Here is a 20,215-nt window from a genome sequence, read left to right as displayed (position 1 = left end):
GGGGATGTCAACGGCCTAGCGCCGAACGGGGGTTCAGCCGCGCTGCCACTGCTGGTTGGCACCGCCCGTGCAACTCCACTGGATGACGGCGGCCTTGTCCGCCGTGGAGGAGTCGGCCACGTCCAGGCACTTGCCGCTGGAACGGGCGGCGAGCCGGACGTAGCCGCTGCCCGCGTCCGTGACCTGCCACTGCTGGTGCGCGCCCGTGCCGCAGGCCGACTGGACGACCGCCGCGCCGTCGGCGGTGGAGCCGCCTGCCACGGTGAGGCACTGGGAGCTGTGCCGTGCGATCAGCTGGACGTACCCGTCGCCCGTGTTCCTGGACCAGAACAGCTGGTTGCCGCCGCCGTTGCAGGTGTACTGCACGGCCGCGGTGCCGTCGGTCTGCGCGGCGGAGAGGATGTCGGCGCACTTGCCGCTGTGCCGGGCCTTCAGCGGGGTGTACGGGCCGCCGGAGCCGGTCACGGTGCCCGCCGCGGTGTCGATGGTCAGCTGCGGATACCAGTCCATGGTCATGGTGGTCGCGGTGGGGAAGGTCAGCGGCAGCCACACGTAGCGCGAGTCGTTGACCTTGCCGCCGAAGGAGTTGCCCCAGCGGTCGCCCAGGTACAGGTACGAGGTCGCCCGGGTGCCCTGCACGGGCAGGACGTACGCGGTCTGCGAGCCGTAGGCGGTGGCGTCGCCCACGTTGCGCATCGCGCTCCAGGGACCGGCCATGCTGGTGGCGGTGGCGTACTGCTGCTGGTTGGGGTTCCAGCCGGTGGCGCCGGAGGTCAGCATGAAGTACACGTTGCCGCGCTTGAAGAGGGCCGGGGCCTCGCGGTGGCCGCCGGGCCAGGGGTTGGCCACCAGGCTCGCCACCGCGGTGTAGTCGTCGGTCAGCCGGTAGATGTGCAGGTCGTAGTTCTCCCGGGCGGCCGAGATCATGTAGCCGGTGCCGTCGCTGTCCTTGAACAGGGTGATGTCGCGCGACATGTGCTGGTCCAGCGGGCGGAAGCTGCCCCGCCAGGTGTAGTCGCCGTCGACGGTGGCGGACGTGGCGACGGCGGCGCGCGCCTCGCTGTAGTCGCTGCCGTTCTCCTTGTGCATCCACATCACGAACTGCTGGGTGCGCTCGTTGTAGATGACCTTGGGCCGCTCGATGTTGGCGGTGGCCAGCTCGGGGTCCGTGGCCTGGTTAAGGACGTGGCGGCGGAACTCCCAGCTCTTGAGGTCGGTGGAGCGGTAGGCGGACACATAGCGGAAGGTGTTGTCCGCGTTGCGGTTCTCGCCGAACCAGTAGTAGTACGCGCCGACCTTGAGGACTCCGCCGCCGTGCGCGTGCACCGCCTCTCCCGATGTGGTGGTGAACTGCGTCGCGTTGACGATGGTGGCGGGGGCCGCCTGCGCCGTACCGGCGCCCGCCAGCGGGGCGAGCAGTCCCAGGACGGCGGCCACGGTGACGGCCCACAGACGTCTGCCCATCACACGCCCTCCTTGAGGACGGTGAAGTGGCGGGCGAATCCGGAGAGCCCCGGCAACTGCCGGATCGGGGTCCAGGTCCGGAAACCGTCGAGGCTGTCGCTGTAGTAGTACTTCTTCTCGGCGTAGCCGTCGAAGTAGATCCGCCAGCCGCCGCCTGCCAGGGGCACCAGCGCCGGGCCCTCGCGCCAGCTGCCCCAGCCCGCCCAGTCGCCGGTTCCGCGGAAGGTGTAGGGGCCGCCGAGGCTGGTGGCGGTCGCGTACTCGATGTACTTCGTCGTCTCCTGCTTGGTGAAGGCGTGGTACTGCCCGCCGTGGCGGACCACGAAGGTGTCGATGTAGTTCGCCTTGTCCAGGCCCGTGAGCGGCTTCGGGGTGGTCCAGGACGAGAGCGAGGCGTTGGTGGCGGTGAGCAGATGCGGCCGGAAGATGTAATCCGCTGTGGCGGTGGTGTCCAGCGACACGATGATGTTGACGCTGCCATTGGCATCGACGAAGAACTCGGGCGCCCAGGTGCGCTCGACCCCGGCGAGCGGCAGCGTGTGGTTGCGGACGAAGGTCCAGTTGACCCGGTCCCGGCTGCGCGCGAAACCGATCGTGTTCCCGGTCCAGTTGGTGGTGTAGACGATGTAGTAGTAGCCGTCGGTGTGCTTGATGATGCTGGGGTCGCGGATCAGCTCCGCAGGCGGGGTGAACGCCGGTCCCTTGAGCAGCGTGTAGGTGAGCGCGTCCGGCGACTCGTACACGTACATGTTGGATTCGCTGCTGTTGGTGAAGGCGGTCATGGTGTAGCGGGTGGCGGCCGTGGTGTCCGGAGCGGGCCCGTCGGCCACGGGGATGCCGAAGTCCGGGGTGCCGTCGGCCTTCCAGCCGAGGGTCTGGACGCGGGTGTGCCGGTTGGGGTCGTTGAGCGGGTCGCCGGTGATGTCCTTGTACTGGCGGGCGTGGTAGACGAGGACATCGGTGCGGCCGTCCTCGGCGACGGTGAAGGAGTTGTGGCCCGGGCCGTACTGCTTGGTGGTGTCGTTGCTGGTGAAGACCGGCTGAGGGCTCTTCTTCCAGGAGGCGGCGGCCAGCGGGTCGCTGTCCGCGGAGGCGGTGAGCAGCCCCATGCAGTAGTTGGCGTCGGTGGCGCTGGCGGAGTAGGTGAGGAAGAGTTTGCCGTTCTTCTGGAGGACGGACGGGCCCTCGTTGACCTTGTAGCCGCGGGTCTCCCAGTCGTAGGTCGGACGGGAGATCTCCACCTGCGGCCCGGTGATGGTCCAGGGGTTGGCCATCTTGGCGATGTAGATGCTGGAGTTGTTGCCGACGTCCGGGTTGCTCTGGGCCCAGAGGAGATAGCGGGTGCCGCGGTGGACGAAGGTGGTGGCGTCCAGCGAGAACGAGTCGATGGGGGTGGCGATGCGGCCCTTCTCGGTCCAGGTCCCGGCGAAGGGGTTGGCGCTCGCGTTCTCCAGCACCCACATCCGGATCTTCCAGACGTCGTTCGCGGGCGCGGACGCGAAGTAGACGTACCACTTGCCGTCGATGAAGTGGATTTCCGGAGCCCAGATGTGGGCGCCCATGTCGCCGCTGGTGTGCTTCTTCCAGATCACCGACTCGGACGCGGTGGCGAGGCCGCCGAGCGTTCTGGAGCGGCGCAGGATGATGCGGTCGTACTCCGGGGCGGTGGCGGTGAAGTAGTAGTAGCCGTCGGTGTGCTTGAAGATGTGCGGATCGGCGCGGTTACGGACCAGCGGATTGACGTACCGGGGGGCCTTGGCGGCCGTCTCCCGCGCGGAGGGGGTGGCGGCCCCGGCGAGGCCGGGGGTTCCTGCCACCGTTCCCAGGGCCAGGGCACCCATCAGAACCCGTCTGCGGCTGGGCTGTCCGTCACTGCGGCTCATCGTCGCTCTCCTGCTGTGGGCATGCGGGGGCTCCCGCGCTCTCCGTCGACCGAGTGATGCATTGATCGAATTTGTTCGGAGATTAAGGGTTCTGATGACTTTCAACAGCCCCTGAGACGGGTGCGAAAGTTTCGAAAACCGTGGAGCCCCCGGAGCGCCGCTCAGACGAACGTCTGGCGCTGGAGCCAGAGGTCCCTGGCGATCCCGTTGCCCTGGAGGAACACGTACAGCAGGTTCTCCTCGTTGGCGATGGGGACGCTGATACCGGCGGAGCCGATGACGCCACCGAGGGACTGGAAGCCGGTGTAGGTGTTGCCGTTCTCCGTGGTCTGGACGGCGACCCACAACGCGTTGTCCGTCGCCTTGATGAACACGTTGACCCGGCCGTCCTGGCCCAGGCCGCAGGTGGGCCGCCACACGATCTGGGCGCCCAGGCTCACGGCGGCATTGAACGAGTTGTAGTCGTCGGTCTGCCCGACGCGCCGGACGGAGCCGTCGACGCCCCGGAAGAAGATCTGCACCCTGCCCGCCGCGTCCAGGCACACCGAGGGGCGGCTGGTCACGTTGGGGGCGTTCAGCGAGAAGGGCTCCCAGGTGGCGGAGTTCGTGGACGTCTGCTGGATGGTGTAGAGGGTCTCGCCGCTGCCCTTGACCGCCACCACGATCCGCCCTCCCCCGTCGAGGATGGGCGAGGGCGTGGCGAAGATGCCGCCGCCCAGCGACGTCGCGGCGGTGTACGTCTCGTACTGAAGATCCAGGTTGCGCAGGAACCACAGGGCGTCGTCGGTGCCGGGGAAGAACACGTAGATGCGGCCGTCGGCGCCGAGCGCCGCGGCCGGATCGTCCCCGATGCCGGTGGCCAGGATCTGGGGCGATCCGTACCCGGAGTTGATGGAGGTCTGGGTGATGACCTCCAGGTTGTTGCCCGGGGTGCGGTAGAAGACCCGCACCTTCCCGTCCTTCCCGCGGATCGGGGCGGGGATGCCGTCGACGGACACGCCCGGGTACTGCTGCCAGGGCCCCCACCCCCCGTCGCGGGTCTCGAGTCTGCTCCACAGGACGTTCGACCCGCCCCGGATGAAGACTTGGATCCGGTCGTCGGCCTGGGCCACCGGCGCGGGCTCGGAGTGAATGCCGCCTTCCAGGTTGATCCAGGTGCCCCATACGGTTCCGGGCGTGGTGGAAACGGACATGGGTCCTCCCTCACCTCGTGGCTGCCACGAGTCTGTGCGGATGTCCCGTCAGTTCCCGCACTAATCACAACGAATACCTGAAGAGGGGCGAATGAAAGGATATGACTGATAAACATAAATGAGCGCGGTATAGAGTTTGAATGTGATCTCTGATTGGTCTTCATTGGCCTTGGTTGACTTCGGTTGACCTTCTCCGAGGGGGAAGCTCCAGCATCGTGGTGGCCGGGCGAGGTGCCCGGCGCGAGGAGGGCGAGCATGGGACTGCTGACGATCGGCGCGTTCGCGAAGGCATCGAGGCTGTCCCCCAAGGCGCTGCGCCTGTACGACGAACTCGGGCTGCTGCCGCCCGCCCGCGTCGACCCGCGCTCCGGCTACCGCCTGTACGACCCGGCGCAGCTGGAGCGGGCCCGGCTGGTGGCCTGGCTGCGCCGCCTGGGGATGCCGCTGGCCCGGATCCGTACCGTGTGCGAACTGGACCCGGGCGCGGCGGCGCGGGAGGTCCGCGCGTACTGGGCGCAGGTCGAAGCCGATACGGCGGCCCGGCGCGACCTGGCCGCCTTCCTCGTCGACCAGCTGTCACAGCTGTCACAGCTGTCCGGAAAGGACATCGCCATGTCTTCTGCCCGCGGCACCCTGGGAGTTCGCTACGCCATGCTCTCCGACCGGGGCTCGGTCCGGATGAGCAACGAGGACTCCGGGTACGCCGGTCCGCGACTGCTCGCCGTCGCCGACGGCTTCGGCGGCAGCCGCCACGCGAGCGAGGCGGCCATCGAGGCGCTCAAGCCGCTGGAGACCGAGGTCCCGGGGGCCGAGCTGCTGAGCGCCCTGGAGGACGCGGCACACCGGGCGCACGCCTCGGTGCGCGAGCTGGCCGCGTCCGACCCCGCACTGCGCGGCGTCGGGACGACACTGACCGCGTTGGTGTGGTCGGGGTCCCGGCTGGGGCTGGTGCACATCGGCGATTCGCGGGCGTATCTGCTGCGCGACGGCGAGCTGTTCCAGATCACCCACGACCACACCGTGGTGCGGTCGCTGCTCGACGAGGGTCGTATCACCGCGGCGGAGGCCGCGTCCCATCCCCAACGGGCGCTGCTGCTGCGGGCCGTGGGCGGCGGAGCGGCGTTCGAGCCCGATCTGGCGCTGCGGGACGCTCTCGCGGGTGACCGGTATCTGCTGTGCTCGGACGGGCTCAGCGGTGTGGTGACCGGGGAGGAGATCCGGCGCGTACTGGGCTCGGTGGCCGACCCCGGGGAGGCGGCGCTCGAACTCATCGCCCTCGCCAACCGCGCGGGCGGGCCCGACAACGTCACGTGCGGCGTGGCCCATGTGGTGGACGGGGCGGAGCTGCCCGCCGCCTGACGTCCCGTCGCCTCCTCACACGAACCACGGTCGCCCCTCCTGACTCCGGCGCCGAAGTGCAGTGGAATGGCCCACAGGGCGCGTGCGGCTCGCCAGGCCGTGGAAGGCATGGCCGCCACGGAACGTACCGGGTAAGGGGTAGGCAGATGTCCGTAGGACCGATCCGGCTCTCGCAGGATGCGCACACCGCTCTCCGGCCGCCCGTCATGGCCCGGATCACCGGGGGGTTCTGGGCCGCGAAGCGGCGCGTCAACGCCGAGGTCAGCGTTCCGCAAGGGCCGGGGAGGCTGGAGGAGGCGGGCAATCTGGCCAATCTGCGGGCCGCCGCGGGAACGGCGGAGGAGGGGTTCACGGGGGACTTCCCGTTCCAGGACTCCGATGTGCACAAGTGGCTGGAGGCCGCGTCCTGGCAGCTCGCCGACGAGCCCGGCGGACCGGCCGCCGAGAAGCTGGCCGGGCACGTGGCGCGGCTGGCGGCCCTGGTGTCGGACGCTCAGGACGCGGACGGCTATGTGCAGACGTACTACCAGGCCCGACCGGGCGCCCGGCGGTGGGCGGAGCTGCACTGGGGACACGAGCTGTACTGCGCGGGCCACCTCCTCCAGGCCGCCGTCGCGCACCGGCGGGCCACCGGTGGGAACGGACTGCTCGATGTGGCGGTGCGGTTGGCCGACCACATCGACGCGGTCTTCGGCCCGGGCAAGGACGTGGACGCGGTGTGCGGGCATCCGGAGATCGAGACGGCGCTGGTCGAGCTGTACCGGGAGACCGGCGAGCGGCGCTATCTCGATCTGGCCGGGTACTTCGTGGACCGGCGCGGTGAGGGCACGCTCGGCGACGGCGGTGAGACCGGCCCGCGCCCCGGGGCGCCCTACTGGCAGGACCACGTCCCGGTGCGGGACGCGAGGGCGGTCGCCGGACATGCGGTGCGCCAGCTGTATCTGCTGGCCGGGGCCGCGGACCTGGCGGCCGAGACCGGCGACCGGGAGCTGCGGGACGTGCTGGTGCGGCTGTGGGAGGACATGGTCGCCACCAAGACCTACCTCACGGGCGGCGTGGGCTCCCGGCACGATCTGGAGTCCTTCGGCGACGCCTATGAACTCCCGTCGGACCGGGCGTACGCGGAGACCTGCGCGGCCATCGCCTCCATCCAGTTCAGCTGGCGGATGGCGCTGCTCACGGGGGACGCCCGCTACAGCGACCTGATCGAACGGACCCTGTTCAACGGCTTCGCGTCCGGCGTCTCCCTGGACGGCGAGCGCTGGCTGTACGTGAATCCGCTCCAGGTCCGCGACGGCCGTACGGAGTCCCACGGCGACCAGGAGGCGCGGCGGACGCCCTGGTTCCGCTGCGCCTGCTGCCCGCCGAACGTGATGCGGCTGCTGGCGTCGCTGCCGCACTACATGGCGAGCGGTGACGCCGGGGGCCTTCAGCTGCACCAGTACGCGTCGGGGGTGTACGCGGCGGGCGGCGGAAGCGTGCGGGTGGGCACCGGCTACCCGTGGGAAGGCCGGATCGCGGTGGTGGTGGACGAGGCTCCCGCGGAGGCGGCCTGGACGCTGTCGCTGCGCATCCCGCACTGGGCCGACCGGTACGAGGCGACGGTCGGCGGCGAGGCGGTGACGGAGCGCGCGGAGCGGGGCTGGCTGCGGCTGCGGCGCCGCTGGCGGCCGGGCGAGACCGTGGTCCTGACCCTGCCGCTGGCGCCCCGGCTGACCCGCCCCGATCCGCGGGTGGACGCGGTGCGCGGCTGCACCGCGATCGAGCACGGACCGCTGGTGTACTGCCTGGAGCAGCCGGATCAGCCCGCCGGGCTGCGGCTGGACGGCATCACGCTCGACACGGGCACCGAGCTGGTCGCCGAGCACCGGCCGCGGCTGCTGGACGGAGTGACCGTGATCATGGCCCGGGCACTGCGCCGGACGGCCCCGGACGGCGACTGGTGGCCGTACCCGGGCGCCGGGGGCGACGTCGGTGGCGTGGGCGACCCGGTGCGCGTCACCGCGATCCCCTATTACGCCTGGGCGAACCGGGAGGCCGGACCGATGCGGGTCTGGATCCCCTCCTGAGCGTCGTGAGCCCGCCTTGGGCCCCGTCGTGAGCCCGCCTCGGGCCCGCCGGAACTCGGCGGGCGTCCCACGCGTTTCTCGCTCCAGGAACACGCTTCGTGCCCGAGCGGCACATCGGCGGACGGGAGGTGCCCCTTGAGCACCGGCTCCACAGACCCCAAGGACGACGCGGACGACGCGGACGACTGGGACGACGTCGTTCTCGACGAGGACTTCGTCCGGGGTGCCGAGGTCACCGAGCCCGCCGCGCGCACGCGCATGCTCACCGCGCGCTGGCGGCGGCGCGGCGCGCCCGAGCCCCAGCCCTGGCGGGCGGACGAGCCGCCGGCCGGCTGGTTCTGGAGCAAGCGCCGCAGGCGGCGACGGCGGCGCTAGAGGGCGCCTTCCCACGGGTCTTCCGCGGAGAGGGCCCCGCGGCCGTTATGCGCTCGCAACGCACACGGCGGGGTCAAGGCGGCACGGAGAGTGGCAGGATGCGGGCCGACGCACTGATCACGTGTCCCGTGGGGTCGTTCACCGACCACGTCCCGGAGGTGCCGTGTCCGCTCGCTCCGCGCTGCCCGCCATAGCCACTGCCGCCGCTGCCGCCCTGCTCATCGGCTGTACCAGCACCGAACCGTCGGCCTCCGGCGGCCCGGACATCAGCCTGGTGAAGTCCGGCAAGCTGACCACCTGCACCCATCTGCCCTATCCGCCCTTCCAGACCCGACAGGGCAAGAAGATCGTCGGCTTCGACGTGGATCTGGTCGATCTCGTCGCCTCGGAGCTGAAGGTGAAGCAGGAGATCGTGGACACGCCCTTCGAGGGCATCCAGTCCGGCGAGGATCTCAACACCAGCACCTGCGACGTCGCCGCGGCCGGGATGACGATCACGGCCGTCCGCGAGAAGAACCTGGACTTCTCCCGCCCCTACTTCGAAGCCACCCAGGCGCTGCTCACCCGGAAGGGCAAGCCGTACCGGACCCTCGCCGACCTCAAGGGCAAGCGGCTGGCGGTCCAGCAGGGGACCACCGGGGAGACGTACGCCCAGAAGCGGGCCGTGGGCGCCACGCTGGTCCAGTTCGAGGACCTCGGGCTGCTGGTCTCCGCGGTCAAGACCGGACAGGTCGCGGCGGGCATCAACGACAACGGGGTGCTGTACGACTTCGTCAAGGACAACCCGGACACGGACGTGACGGCCGAGTTCAGCACCGGGGAGAAGTACGGCATCGCCGTGCGCACCGGCAACGACGCCCTGCGCAAGAAGATCAACCAGGTGCTGGCCGCCGCGAAGAAGGACGGCCGCTACGACACGATCTACCGGAAGTGGTTCGGCACCGCGCCCAGGAGCTGAGGAGTCCACCCCGTTATGGCAATGACCCGTCGGCAGCGGGCGCGGGCGGTACGGACGGTGCAGTACGCCGCGCTGGCCGCCGTGGTGCTCGTCGTCGCCCTGGCCGCGGACTGGGGTGAACTGCGCCGCGCGTTCTTCGACGCGGGCGTCGCCCGGTCCCTGTTACCCGACATCATCACCACCGCCCTGCTCAACACCGTCGTCTACACCCTGCTCGGCTTCGGGTTCGGGCTCGTGGCCGGACTCGTGCTCGCGCTGATGCGGCTCTCCCAGGTGCCGCCGTACCGCTGGCTGTCGGTGGCGTACATCGAGTTCTTCCGCGGCGTTCCGGCGCTGCTGGTGTTCATCGCGCTCGGCTTCGGGGTGCCGCTGGCCTTCCAGGTGGCGCTGGACCGCTATGTCACGGTCATGCTGGCGCTCGGGCTGGTCGGGGCCGCGTACATGGCGGAGACGATCCGCGCGGGCATCCGGGCGGTGCCCAAGGGGCAGATGGAGGCGGCGCGTTCGCTCGGCATGTCCCACGGCCGGGCGATGGTCTCGATCATCATTCCGCAGGCGTTCCGGATCGTGCTGCCGCCGCTGACCAACGAGCTGATCCTGCTGACCAAGGACTCGTCCCTGGTGTATCTGCTGGGGCTCTCCCTGGACCAGTACGAGCTGTCCAAGTTCGGCCGGGACGCACTCAATCAGCACCGCAGCCTCACCCCGATCCTGGTCGCCGGGCTGTGCTACCTGCTCATCACCGTTCCGCTGGGCCAGCTGGTCCGGTGGCTGGAGGCCCGTACGGCGAAGGCGAGGTGATCGGACCGTGATCCGGATCCGGGGGCTGCACAAGTCCTTCGGCGGGCTGGACGTGCTGAAGGGCATCGACCTCACGGTGGAGCGGGGTGAGGTGGTCTGCGTCATCGGGCCGTCCGGCTCCGGCAAGTCGACCCTGCTGCGCTGCGTGAATCTGCTGGAGGAGCCGACGTCGGGCACGGTGACCGTGGGCGGGGCCGAGGTCACCGACCCGGACGTGGACATCGACCGGGTGCGGCGGCGGATCGGCATGGTGTTCCAGGCGTTCAACCTCTTCCCGCATCTGACGGCGCTGGAGAACCTGACCATCGCGCAGCGGCGGGTGCTGCGCCGCGACAAGGCCGAGGCGGTACGGATCGGGCGGGACACCCTGCGCCGGGTGGGCCTGACGGACAAGGAGACCGCCTATCCGGCGCAGCTGTCGGGCGGGCAGCAGCAGCGAGTGGCGATCGCCCGCGCGCTGGCGATGGATCCGGAGCTGATGCTGTTCGACGAGCCGACCTCGGCCCTCGACCCCGAGCTGGTCGGGGATGTGCTCGCCGTCATGCGCGCGCTGGCCGACGAGGGGATGACGATGCTGGTCGTCACGCATGAGATGAGCTTCGCGCGGGAGGTCGCCGACCGGGTGGTGTTCATGGACGACGGGGTGATCGTGGAGGAGGGCGGCCCGGAGCAGGTGGTGGCCGCGCCACGGCATCCGCGGACCCGGGCGTTCCTCACCCGGGTGCTGGACCCCGCCGCGGCCCGGGTGGGTGAGGCCGACGGGGAGCGGCCCGCGAAACGCCCGTAACGGCCGCCGAGCGCACGGCAGTTTGTCAGTCCGTGCGCATCCCGGGAAGGGCGGCAACTTTCCGGGGCGCGGGGGCCACTGGAGGATGCGGGCGGCGTCCCCGTACGGCCACTCCCCGGCGGTGCGCCGCCCGCTCCCGTTCCCCCACACGGAAGAGAGCCGCCATGCCCGAACGAAGACTTCGCGGACTACGCGCCCTCGTGACCGCCGCCGCGGCGGGGGCGCTGTCCCTCATCGGATTCACCGCACCCGCCGACGCCGCCGGGACGGGCGCGTCGGACACCTGGAACCGAGCAACCTCGTCCAGCCGCTGAACGAGGTCTGGAGGCACGTCGAGTCCACCTATCCCGACCTGTACGGCTTCAAGAACTACAACTGGGATCAGGTGATGGCCAACAAGGGCAGCCTGAACTACTGCGTCCGCTGGGAATCCGACCAGCCGGTCACGGCGCAGATGCGCGACCAGATCCACACGGCGCTCAAGCGCCAGTCGAAGAAGTGGATCGACCAGGTCGCGGGCTTCGAGAAGTTCCCGTACAACGAGGTCCCGGTCAAGATCGTCGGCTGGGCGGTCAAGAACCGCTCCACGCTTCAGTGGAGCGACAACTCGGTCGACATCTACACCAACGTCCTGGACGGCGGCGGCGCTCCGCAGTGCGCCCCGGACTGCGGCCGCTTCTTCCACCAGGACGGCAACTACTCCACGTGCCCCGGTGGCGCGGCGCGCCACTACGACCAGTCGCTGTGGCTGACCAAGAGCGTCGGCGGCGGTGCCGGGGGCGACTGGGGCAGCGCATCGGCAGTGAGTACATGCTGGGCGCGGTGAACCAGGACAACATCCACATCCTGCTGCACGAGATCGGGCACACCTACGGTCTGGACGACTTCTACGACTGGTCCCCGACCGGGGTGGGCGGCTTCCTCATGAAGGCGGGGTCCGCCGACCGCATCACCGCATCACCGAATTCGACAAGTGGATGTACCGGGACTTCTGGCGCCATCTGAAGAACCGCTACTGCCTGTGACGTCACGGGCCGAAGGGAGCCGCCTCAACTCCCGGGTCTTCCCGTCGGAGTTGAGGCGGCCTTACTGTAGTAACCGGTTTCTGCCCGGTCGGTGTCGCGCTTGGGCGGGTTCGGGAAGGGGTATCTCGATGGCGCGTTCCCCGGGATCGACGGGTCCGACGCTGGCGGTCATCGCCCGCGAGGCAGGGGTTTCGGTGCCGACCGCTTCGAAGGTGGTCAACGGCCGCGAGGACGTGGCGCCCGACACCCGCCGCCGGGTCAGCGAGGTCCTGGACCGCCTGGGGTACGTCCGCAAACCGCGCCTCGAGACGCCCCGGCCGCCCGCCCTGGTCGATCTGGTGGTGCAGTCCCTGGACGGCGCGTGGTCGGGCGCGGTGCTGCACGGTGTGGAGGCGGCGGCGCACGACGCGGGGCTCGAGGTGGTGGTGTCGGCCGGGCTGCCGCGCCTGCGCGACGGGCGGCCCGTTCGCGGCTGGCTGGACAAGCTGTGCGCCCGGGGCAGTTCGGGGGTGCTGTTCCATCTCGCGGAGCTGACGCCCACGCAGTACGCCTGGCTTGATGAGCACCGGGTCCCGTTCGTGCTGATCGATCCCGGGCCGGTGCCGCCGCCGGGGGTGCCGTCCGTGGGCGCCGCCGACTGGCAGGGCGGGGTGAGCGCGACCGAGCATCTGCTCGGGCTCGGGCACCGGCGGATCGCGGTGATCGGCGGGTACCGGCGGAAGGTGTGCAGCGGGGCGCGGGTGGCCGGGTTCCGCTCGGCGATGGCCGCGGCCGGGCTGCCGGTGCCGCCCGCGTACGTACGCTACGGGGACTTCCGGGAGGCCGGGGCGTACCAGCGGATGACGGAGCTGCTGGAACTGCCCGAGCCTCCGACGGCGGTTTTCGTGTGCTCCGACCCGATGGCGCTCGGCGCGTACCGGGCGCTGCGGGAGCGCGGGTTGCGGGTGCCGGAGGACGTCAGCGTGGTGGGCTTCGACGATCTGCCGCAGGCCCGCTGGACCACCCCGGCGCTCACCACGGTCCGTCAGCCGCTGTCCGAGATGGCGGCGACGGCGCTGCGCACCCTGCTGCGGCTGAGGGCGGGCGAGGTTCCGGAAGGAATGCGGACCGAGCTGTCCACCCGGCTGATCGTCCGCTCCAGCACCGCTCCCCCGGCCCGTATTTCCTCTTGACCGAGAAGTCGAACGCTGATCGGATGTCCGAACGATCCATGGTCTCCGCACCTCACTCCTACCACGTCGCCCCTGGCCGTCGCCGTACCGATTTTCCGGAGGTCTTCGCCCCGTGTTCGTCGATCTGCCCCTGGACCAGCTGCGCACGTACCGGCCCCCGCTGCCCGAGCCGGACGGCTTCGACGCGTTCTGGGAGCGCACCCTCGCCGAGGCCCGCACCGCGGACCTGAACGCGGTCTTCACCGAGACCGACACGGGCCTGACCCGGCTGCACACCTACGACGTCGAGTTCTCCGGGTTCGGCGGGCACCGGATACGCGGCTGGCTGATGGCGCCGCGCGAGGCCGCGGGCCCCTTGCCGTGCGTGGTGCAGTACATCGGCTACAACGGCGGCCGGGGCCTGCCGCACAACTGGCTGCTGTGGCCGTCGGCGGGCTACGCGGTCTTCGTCATGGACACCCGGGGCCAGGGCTGGGCCCAGCACTCCCCCGGCGCCACCCCCGATCCGGCCGGCGGCACCGGTCCCGAGGCGCCGGGCAAGATGACCCAGGGGATCCTCTCCCCGGACGACTACTACTACCGGCGGCTGTACACCGACGCCGTGCGTGCCGTGGAGGCCGCCCGCACGCATCCGCTGGTCGATCCGGCGCGGATCGTCGTCAGCGGCGGCAGCCAGGGCGGCGGCATGGCCCTGGCGGCGGCCGGGCTGGTGCCCGATCTGACCGCTGCGCTGGTGGACGTGCCGTTCATGACGCACATCCGGCGGGCCGTCGAGATCACCGACGCCGATCCGTACGGCGAACTGGCCCGCTTCTGCGCCGGTCAGCGCGATCTCACCGAGCAGGTCTTCGCGACCCTCGACCACTTCGACGGCCTCAACTTCGCGGCCCGGGCCACCGCGCCCGCGCTCTTCTCGACCGCCCTGCGCGACGAGATCACCCCGACCTCGTGCGGCTTCGCCGCGTACCACCACTACGCGGGCGAGAAGGAGCTGAAGGTGTGGTCCTTCAACGGCCACGAGGGCGGCGGCACCCACCAGCAGGCCGAGCAGATCGCCTACCTGCGGAAGCTGCTCGGCTGAGCCGGGGGCCTCGCGGGTGAACCCGGCGCGGTGGGCGGCGTTCGGCGGCCGCTCACCGCGGGGAAGACAGGGGCTGTCCCTACCTGTCCGTATTTGCGGATTCGTACCGAAGGAGTCGCCCATGCCCGCACAGCCCCTGGACGGGATCACCGTCGTCGCCCTCGAACAGGCCGTCGCCGCCCCGTACGCCACCCGCCAGCTCGCCGACCTCGGCGCGCGGGTCATCAAGGTGGAGCGGCCGGGGCGGGGCGACTTCGCCCGGGAGTACGACCGTGAGGTCAAGGGCATGTCGGCGTACTTCGTCTGGGTCAACCGCGGCAAGGAGAGCATCGTCCTCGACGTGAAGGACGCCGCGGACCGGGCCCTGCTCGACGCGCTGCTGGCCCGTGCCGACGTGTTCGTGCACAACCTCGCGCCCGGCGCGGTGGACCGGCTCGGGCTCTCGGCGGAGGTGCTGCGGGCCGGGCATCCGCGCCTGATCAACTGCGCGATCACCGGCTACGGGGACCGCGGGCCGTACCGGGACAAGAAGGCGTACGACCTGCTCGTCCAGTGCGAGGCGGGGCTGCTCTCGATCACCGGGAGCCCCGAGGAACCCGCCCGCCCCGGTATCTCGATCGCGGACATCGCGGGCGGGATGTACGCGTACACCGGCATCCTCACCGCGCTGTACGAGCGGGAGCGCACCGGCGCGGGAACGGACCTGAGCGTCAGCCTCCTCGACGCGCTGGGCGAGTGGATGGGCCACCCCTACTTCGCCCAGGCCTACGGCGGGGGCGGGGTGGTGCGCAGCGGGGCCCGCCATCCGTCGATCTCCCCGTACGGGGCCTACGCTTGCGGCGACGGCGCCCAGGTGTTTCTGAGCGTGCAGAACGACCGCGAGTGGATCGCGCTGTGCGAACGCGTCGTGGGCCGCCCGGAGCTGATCCGCGATCCGCGCTTCGCCGACAATCCGCTGCGCCGCACCCATGACGAGGAGCTGACGGCCGAGCTGGAGCGGTCCTTCGCGGACCACACCGCCGACGGTCTGGTGGCCCTGCTGGACGGGGCGGGCATCGCCAATGCCCGGCTGCGGGATGTCGCGGGGCTGGCGGACCATCCGCAGCTGGCCGCCCGGGAGCGCTGGGGCGAGTTCGGCTCGCCCGTCGGGCCGCTGCGCGGCCTGCTGCCGCCGGTCGAGGTGGCGGGGCGTCAGGCGGCGCTGCGGCCGGTGCCCGCGCTGGGCGAGCACACGGATGCGGTGCGCGCCGAGTTCTCCTGACGCCCCACGACCGTCTCCGGCGGCTTACGCGGCGGGGACGACGGGCGACAGCTGGGCGTCGCGCCGCACCAGGGCGGCGTACCGGCCGTCCAGGGCGAGCAGTTCCTCATGGCTGCCCTGCTCGGCGATCCGGCCGCCGTCGAGGACGACGATCCGGTCGGCGTCGCGCACGGTGGAGAGCCGGTGGGCGATGGTGATCGTGGTGCGGCCGGCCGTGAGGCCGTCGATGGCCTTCTGCACGGCCTGCTCGGTGCGGGTGTCGAGGGCGCTGGTGGCTTCGTCGAGGATGAGGACGGGCGGGTCGCGCAGAATCGTCCTGGCTATGGCCAGCCGCTGCTTCTCGCCGCCGGAGAAGCGGTATCCCCGCTCCCCCACCAGGGTGTCGTAGCCCTCGGGGAGGGCGGCGATGTGGTCGTGGATCTGGGCGGCCTCGGCCGCCGCGACGATCTCCGCGTCGGTCGCGTCGGGCTTGGCGAAGCGCAGGTTGTCGGCGATCGAGGCGTGGAAGAGATAGGTCTCCTGGGAGACGACGCCGACCGCGCGGGCGAGGCTGTCGAAGTCCAGGTCCCGCACGTCGACCCCGTCGATCAGCACCCGGCCGCCGGTCACGTCGTACAGCCGGGGCACCAGATAGCTGAGGGTCGTCTTGCCGGAGCCGGTCGACCCGACGACGGCCAGGCTGCCGCCCGCCGGGATGGTCAGGTCGATGCCGCGCAGGGTCCCCTGCGGCGGGGCCGAGTCCGTGACGGCGTCGTAGTCGAAGTCGACGCCGTCGAAGCGGACTTCGCCGCGCACCGTCTCCAGCCGCACCGGCCGGGCGGGCTCGGTGATGTCGATCGGCAGGTCGAGGTATTCGAAGATGCGGGCGAAGAGGGCGAGGGAGGTCTGCATGTCCACCCCGGTGGACAGCAGGCTGACGGTGGGCCGGAACAGCCCCTGCTGCAACGAGACGAAGGCGACCAGGGTGCCGATGGAGACGGCCGGGCCCCCGGCCTGGAGGGCGATTCCGGCGGCCCAGTAGATGACGGCGGGCATGGCGGCCATCACGACGCCGATGGTGGACATCCGCCAGCGGCCCGCCATGCTGGCCCGCACCTCGAGGCCGACCAGGCGCTCGGACTCCCGGGTGAACTCCTGGGTGAGCGAGTCGGAGCGGCCCATGGTGCGGCCGAGCAGGATGCCGCTCACCGACAGGGACTCGGTGACCATCGCGGACATCGCCGCCATCTGCTTCTGGCGCTGCGAGGTGATCTTCTTGCGCTCGTTGCCGACCCGGCGGCTGATCCAGACGAACAGCGGCAGCAGGAGCAGCGAGACGACGGTCAGCCGCCAGTCGAGCGCGAGCATGGCGACGACCGTGGCCACGACGCTGGTGAGGTTGGAGACCAGCGAGGTCGCGGTGGAGGTGACGGTGGCCTGCATACCGCCGATGTCGTTGGCGATCCGCGACTGCACCTCGCCGGTGCGGGTGCGGGTGAAGAACGCGAGCGGCATGCGCTGGAGCCGGTCGTAGACGGCGGCGCGCAGGTCGTGCATGACGCGCTGGCCGACGGTGGTGGAGATGAGGGTCTGGAGGACGCCGAAGACGCTGTTGACGACGGCGGCCGCGATCATACCGAGGGCGAGCAGGGTCAGCAGACCGGTGCGCCGCCCGGGGATGGCGTCGTCGAGGATCTCGCGGAGCAGGAACGGCGAGGCGACCGAGACCAGCGCGGAGGCGGCGACCAGCAGGCCGACCAGGGCGAGGCGGCCGCGGTAGGGACGGAAGAGCCGGAGGATGCGCCGCACTTGCGCGGGCCGCTCCGGATCGGGGGTGGCTGGGGTCCACGGCGGTGTGTCGTGATGCATGGGCTCCTTCTGATGGCAGACGGCACGGACTTTCCGAGCATAGCTCACTGTTACCTATACTCACAATGAACGGGGTCCGATAGACTGCGATCATGTCCACCCCCGAGACATCCGGCCGCCTCGCGGAGCAGCTGCTGCGCCTGACCCGCCGACTTCAGCGCGCCCAGAAGCGTCACATGGAGCCGCTGGGCATCACCCCGGCGCAGGCCCGGCTGCTGCGCACCGTGGCCCACCACGACGGGCCGCCGCGGATGGCGGACCTCGCAGAGCGCCTGGAGGTGGTCCCGCGCGCGGTGACCTCGCTGGTGGACGCGCTGGAGGCGCACGGCTCGGTACGCCGTGCGCCGGATCCGACCAACCGCCGGGTGGTGCGGATCGAGCTCACCGACACCGGCCGGTCGACGCTGCGCGCCCTGCGCGACGCGCGCCGAGCAGCCGCCGAGGACGTCCTGGCACCGCTGAACGATCAGCAGCGCGACGCCCTGGGCGATCTGCTCGACGACCTCTCCGGACCCCCCGGCAGCCGCTGCTGACGGGAGGCGGGGCTTCCGTGCGGTCAGCCGCGCGGGGCCGGAGCGGTGACGGACTCGGCCGGGACCACGGGGTCCGACGCCGGGGCGGCGGCCTCGTCACCGATGGGGGCCACGGCCTCCTCACCGGCGAGGACCCGCTTGGCCCGTTCGGTGTCCAGCGCGCCCTCCCATCGTGCGACGGCGAAGACCGCCACACAGTTGCCGAGCAGGTTGGTGGCCACCCGCATCGAGTCCATGATCCGGTCCACCCCGAGCAGCAGCGCGACGGCGGCGGCCGGGATCACCCCGAGGGCCGAGGCCGTCGCCGACAGGGCGAGGAAGGCCGATCCGGGCACGCCCGCCATGCCCTTGCTGGTGAGCATCAGCACGAGGACGACCGTGATCTGCTGGCCGAGGCTCAGGTCCACGCCGACCGCCTGGGCGATGAACAGCGTGCCGATGGACAGGTAGATCGACGCGCCGTCCAGGTTGAAGGAGTAGCCGGTGGGCAGCACCAGCCCGACCGCGTCCTCGCGGCACCCGGCCGCGCGCAGCTTCTGCATCATGCGCGGCAGCACGCTCTCGCTGGAGGCGGTGCCGAGCGCGAGCAGCATCTCCTCGCGGGTGTACCGGACGAACTTCCACAGGCTCAGCCCGGTGACCAGCTTGAGGGCCACGGCGAGCAGGACGAGGAAGAGCAGCGCGACGCCGTAGCACAGCGCGATCAGCTTGCCGTACGTCGACAGGGCGCCGAGTCCGTACTCCCCGACCAGATGGGCCATGGCACCGAAGACCGCGAGCGGCGCGAGCCTCATGAGGAAGCCGACGACGGCGAAGACGACCTGCTGCGCCTGGTCGACGGCCGAGAGGATCGCGGGCACCTTGGTCTTGCCGAGGTGCAGCACGGCCGCACCCACCAGGCAGGCCAGCACCAGGACTTGGAGCAGGGAGTTCTCGGCGAAGGCGCCGACCGCGCTGTCCGGCAGCGCGTCCAGCACGAACTGGGACGCCGACGGCAGATGGCCGCCCGCGGTCTGGTCGTCCACGGCCGAGCCGTCCAGGGAAGCGGGATTGACGTGCATACCGGTGCCGGGCCCGACGAGGTTGGCGGCGAGCAGACCGATGATCAGCGCCGCCGTGGTGGCCACCTCGAACCAGATCAGCGCCTTCAGTCCGATCCGCCCGAACGCCTTCAGATCCCCGGCCTTCGCGATGCCCGCGACGACCACGCAGAAGACGAGCGGCGCGATGACCGCCTTGATCAGGCGCACGAAGCCGTCACCGAGCGGCTGGACGGCCGTGCCGACGTCCGGCCACAGCTTCCCGACCGCGATGCCGAGGACGAGCGCGCAGGCGACCTGCGTGAACAGCGAGGTGCGCAGCATGCGGCCTGCGCGCCGGACGACGGATGGTGAGGGGTGCGGCACGAGAGACTCCTCGGCAGAACTTCTGAGATGCGGAAAACTAATTCCGCGCCACTATTGCCGAGTACACGTTTCCGCCGATGAGTTCCATGTAACAGCCGCGAAAACCCTGGTGTCGTTGTGTTACGCCTGTGCCTCGCAGGGCCCAGGCGGTGCCTCTCCGGGGCTCAGGCGGCCAGATGCGCCTTGTCCCCCATCACCACCACCGGGTGCCGCTCGGGATCGAGGTTCCGCAGCAGATACTTCATGCCGGACTTGGGCAGGCTCACGCAGGCCGACGTACCACTGCCGTGGTCCATGTGCAACCAGATGCTCCCGCCCTTGCGCTGCCCCTCGGGCCGGGTCGGGTCGAGGGGTGAGGTGCCCTTGACGCGGTTGTAGTCGATGGCGATGACGTAGTTGAAGTCCGTCCAGTGCGACTTGGGCCAGGAATGGGGAGCGGCGAAGGCGGCCGTTTCGGAGTACGGCATCCGGGCGCCGGGGTCCGGGAGCACTCCGCCCGCGTCGCTGAGCGTGTAGACACCGACCGGACTGCGCTTGTCGCCCTCGTGATGACGCGTCGTCCAGCCGCGCTTGCCGTTGTGCCCGGCCCAACTACGGCTGCGCTTCCAGTCCTTGCCTTCCTTGGTATACAGCACCACGGTCGCGTCGGCGGAGTTCACTCCTTTGCCGTAGACCGCGACAACCTGCCGTGCATTTCCGGGGATTTTGGCCTGGAGGGCGTTCCCCACCTCCGGGATGCGCGTGGGGTCCGACGCCGGGGCCTTGCTGCGCATCGCGTGTTTCCCCTGGCCACCGCCGTTGTCGCCACCACCGTTCCCGCCTCCGCCGCAGGCGGTGAGAAGGGCGAGGGCAGCGGCGGTGGTGACCGCCGTACGCATGGACATCGTCCCGGAAATTCGCATGTGCCCCATCGTCCCACTCCGGCGCGGGCCCGGCGCGCACGGGATTGGCGCGTTCCGTCCCACTGCGGGAAAACCAGTTGAAATTCGCACCCGTGAAG

At 70.7% G+C, this 20,215-nt stretch carries 16 protein-coding genes and 1 pseudogene; 11 read left to right on the top strand and 6 right to left on the bottom strand.

All coding sequences use genetic code 11. The features are described from left to right. Window positions 1–33: 33 nt before the first annotated feature. The 3 genes from LCH29_RS04785 to LCH29_RS04775 all read right to left on the bottom strand — a co-directional run bounded on the left by LCH29_RS04785 (window position 34) and on the right by LCH29_RS04775 (window position 4,540). Complete coding sequence (locus LCH29_RS04785; protein ID WP_446460421.1) at window positions 34–1,464, bottom strand: RICIN domain-containing protein; 1,431 nt, start codon at window positions 1,462–1,464, stop codon at window positions 34–36. Beyond that, window positions 1,464–3,347 carry a family 43 glycosylhydrolase gene (locus tag LCH29_RS04780; RefSeq protein WP_446460420.1) on the bottom strand — a complete coding sequence of 628 codons (1,884 nt, stop codon included), beginning with the start codon at window positions 3,345–3,347 and terminating at the stop codon, window positions 1,464–1,466. The genes LCH29_RS04785 and LCH29_RS04780 overlap by 1 nt, the downstream gene beginning before the upstream one ends. A gap of 161 nt (window positions 3,348–3,508) precedes the next feature. Next, window positions 3,509–4,540 carry a hypothetical protein gene (locus LCH29_RS04775; protein WP_446460419.1) on the bottom strand — a complete coding sequence of 344 codons (1,032 nt, stop codon included), beginning with the start codon at window positions 4,538–4,540 and terminating at the stop codon, window positions 3,509–3,511. Window positions 4,541–4,795: 255 nt separating this feature from the next. Between LCH29_RS04775 and LCH29_RS04770 the strand changes: the two genes are divergently transcribed. The 10 genes and pseudogenes from LCH29_RS04770 (at window position 4,796) to LCH29_RS04725 (ending at window position 15,428) form a co-directional block, all read left to right on the top strand. Continuing rightward, window positions 4,796–5,899, top strand: a complete 1,104-nt coding sequence (locus LCH29_RS04770) for a MerR family transcriptional regulator (RefSeq protein ID WP_446460418.1) — start codon at window positions 4,796–4,798, stop codon at window positions 5,897–5,899. Window positions 5,900–6,045: 146 nt separating this feature from the next. Beyond that, window positions 6,046–7,968 (top strand): glycoside hydrolase family 127 protein, encoded by a 1,923-nt coding sequence (locus tag LCH29_RS04765; protein WP_446460417.1) that lies wholly within the window; start codon window positions 6,046–6,048, stop codon window positions 7,966–7,968. 135 nt (window positions 7,969–8,103) lie between these two features. Then, window positions 8,104–8,343: an SGM_3592 family protein gene (locus LCH29_RS04760; RefSeq protein ID WP_446460416.1), complete on the top strand. Its 240-nt coding sequence runs from the start codon at window positions 8,104–8,106 to the stop codon at window positions 8,341–8,343. Window positions 8,344–8,506: 163 nt separating this feature from the next. After that, entirely contained in the window at window positions 8,507–9,301 is a 795-nt protein-coding gene (locus LCH29_RS04755) for an ABC transporter substrate-binding protein (RefSeq protein ID WP_446460415.1), read from the top strand. 15 nt (window positions 9,302–9,316) lie between these two features. Further along, window positions 9,317–10,102 carry an amino acid ABC transporter permease gene (locus LCH29_RS04750; RefSeq protein WP_446460414.1) on the top strand — a complete coding sequence of 262 codons (786 nt, stop codon included), beginning with the start codon at window positions 9,317–9,319 and terminating at the stop codon, window positions 10,100–10,102. A 7-nt stretch (window positions 10,103–10,109) separates the two neighbouring features. Further along, on the top strand, window positions 10,110–10,889 hold the full coding sequence (locus tag LCH29_RS04745; RefSeq protein ID WP_446460413.1) for an amino acid ABC transporter ATP-binding protein: 780 nt from the start codon (window positions 10,110–10,112) through the stop codon (window positions 10,887–10,889). A 164-nt stretch (window positions 10,890–11,053) separates the two neighbouring features. Next, a pseudogene (locus tag LCH29_RS04740) lies at window positions 11,054–11,914 on the top strand (hypothetical protein). 128 nt (window positions 11,915–12,042) lie between these two features. Next, complete coding sequence (locus tag LCH29_RS04735) at window positions 12,043–13,086, top strand: LacI family DNA-binding transcriptional regulator (RefSeq protein WP_446460412.1); 1,044 nt, start codon at window positions 12,043–12,045, stop codon at window positions 13,084–13,086. Window positions 13,087–13,198: 112 nt separating this feature from the next. Then, window positions 13,199–14,167, top strand: a complete 969-nt coding sequence (locus tag LCH29_RS04730) for an acetylxylan esterase (protein ID WP_446460411.1) — start codon at window positions 13,199–13,201, stop codon at window positions 14,165–14,167. 121 nt (window positions 14,168–14,288) lie between these two features. After that, window positions 14,289–15,428, top strand: coding sequence for a CaiB/BaiF CoA transferase family protein (locus LCH29_RS04725; RefSeq protein WP_446460410.1), 1,140 nt, complete (start codon window positions 14,289–14,291; stop codon window positions 15,426–15,428). A gap of 24 nt (window positions 15,429–15,452) precedes the next feature. Here the strand turns inward: LCH29_RS04725 and LCH29_RS04720 are convergent, their stop codons facing one another. Next, entirely contained in the window at window positions 15,453–17,276 is a 1,824-nt protein-coding gene (locus tag LCH29_RS04720) for an ABC transporter ATP-binding protein (RefSeq protein WP_446460409.1), read from the bottom strand. A 92-nt stretch (window positions 17,277–17,368) separates the two neighbouring features. Here LCH29_RS04720 and LCH29_RS04715 point away from each other — a divergent pair, with 92 nt between their 5' ends. Next, window positions 17,369–17,809 carry a MarR family winged helix-turn-helix transcriptional regulator gene (locus tag LCH29_RS04715; protein WP_446460408.1) on the top strand — a complete coding sequence of 147 codons (441 nt, stop codon included), beginning with the start codon at window positions 17,369–17,371 and terminating at the stop codon, window positions 17,807–17,809. 23 nt (window positions 17,810–17,832) lie between these two features. On the opposite strand, the gene LCH29_RS04710 is transcribed toward LCH29_RS04715, so the two are convergent. Together LCH29_RS04710 and LCH29_RS04705 are read right to left on the bottom strand one after the other, a co-directional pair. Next, on the bottom strand, window positions 17,833–19,215 hold the full coding sequence (locus LCH29_RS04710; RefSeq protein WP_446460407.1) for a cation:dicarboxylate symporter family transporter: 1,383 nt from the start codon (window positions 19,213–19,215) through the stop codon (window positions 17,833–17,835). 164 nt (window positions 19,216–19,379) lie between these two features. After that, window positions 19,380–20,117: a hypothetical protein gene (locus LCH29_RS04705; RefSeq protein ID WP_446460406.1), complete on the bottom strand. Its 738-nt coding sequence runs from the start codon at window positions 20,115–20,117 to the stop codon at window positions 19,380–19,382. Between the last annotated feature and the right edge of the window lie 98 nt (window positions 20,118–20,215).

This window comes from Streptomyces sp. BRA346 (genome assembly GCF_052851135.1).
This window is presented reverse-complemented; position numbering and strand designations above follow the sequence as displayed.

Coding starts and splice junctions, on each gene's coding strand:
- LCH29_RS04770 (WP_446460418.1), top strand. CDS start 4,796: ATGGGACTGCTGACGATCGGCGCGTTCGCGAAGGCATCGAGGCTGTCC.
- LCH29_RS04720 (WP_446460409.1), bottom strand. CDS start 17,276: ATGCATCACGACACACCGCCGTGGACCCCAGCCACCCCCGATCCGGAG.
- LCH29_RS04705 (WP_446460406.1), bottom strand. CDS start 20,117: ATGCGAATTTCCGGGACGATGTCCATGCGTACGGCGGTCACCACCGCC.
- LCH29_RS04735 (WP_446460412.1), top strand. CDS start 12,043: ATGGCGCGTTCCCCGGGATCGACGGGTCCGACGCTGGCGGTCATCGCC.
- LCH29_RS04725 (WP_446460410.1), top strand. CDS start 14,289: ATGCCCGCACAGCCCCTGGACGGGATCACCGTCGTCGCCCTCGAACAG.
- LCH29_RS04750 (WP_446460414.1), top strand. CDS start 9,317: ATGGCAATGACCCGTCGGCAGCGGGCGCGGGCGGTACGGACGGTGCAG.
- LCH29_RS04785 (WP_446460421.1), bottom strand. CDS start 1,464: ATGGGCAGACGTCTGTGGGCCGTCACCGTGGCCGCCGTCCTGGGACTG.
- LCH29_RS04765 (WP_446460417.1), top strand. CDS start 6,046: ATGTCCGTAGGACCGATCCGGCTCTCGCAGGATGCGCACACCGCTCTC.
- LCH29_RS04715 (WP_446460408.1), top strand. CDS start 17,369: ATGTCCACCCCCGAGACATCCGGCCGCCTCGCGGAGCAGCTGCTGCGC.
- LCH29_RS04775 (WP_446460419.1), bottom strand. CDS start 4,540: ATGTCCGTTTCCACCACGCCCGGAACCGTATGGGGCACCTGGATCAAC.
- LCH29_RS04780 (WP_446460420.1), bottom strand. CDS start 3,347: ATGAGCCGCAGTGACGGACAGCCCAGCCGCAGACGGGTTCTGATGGGT.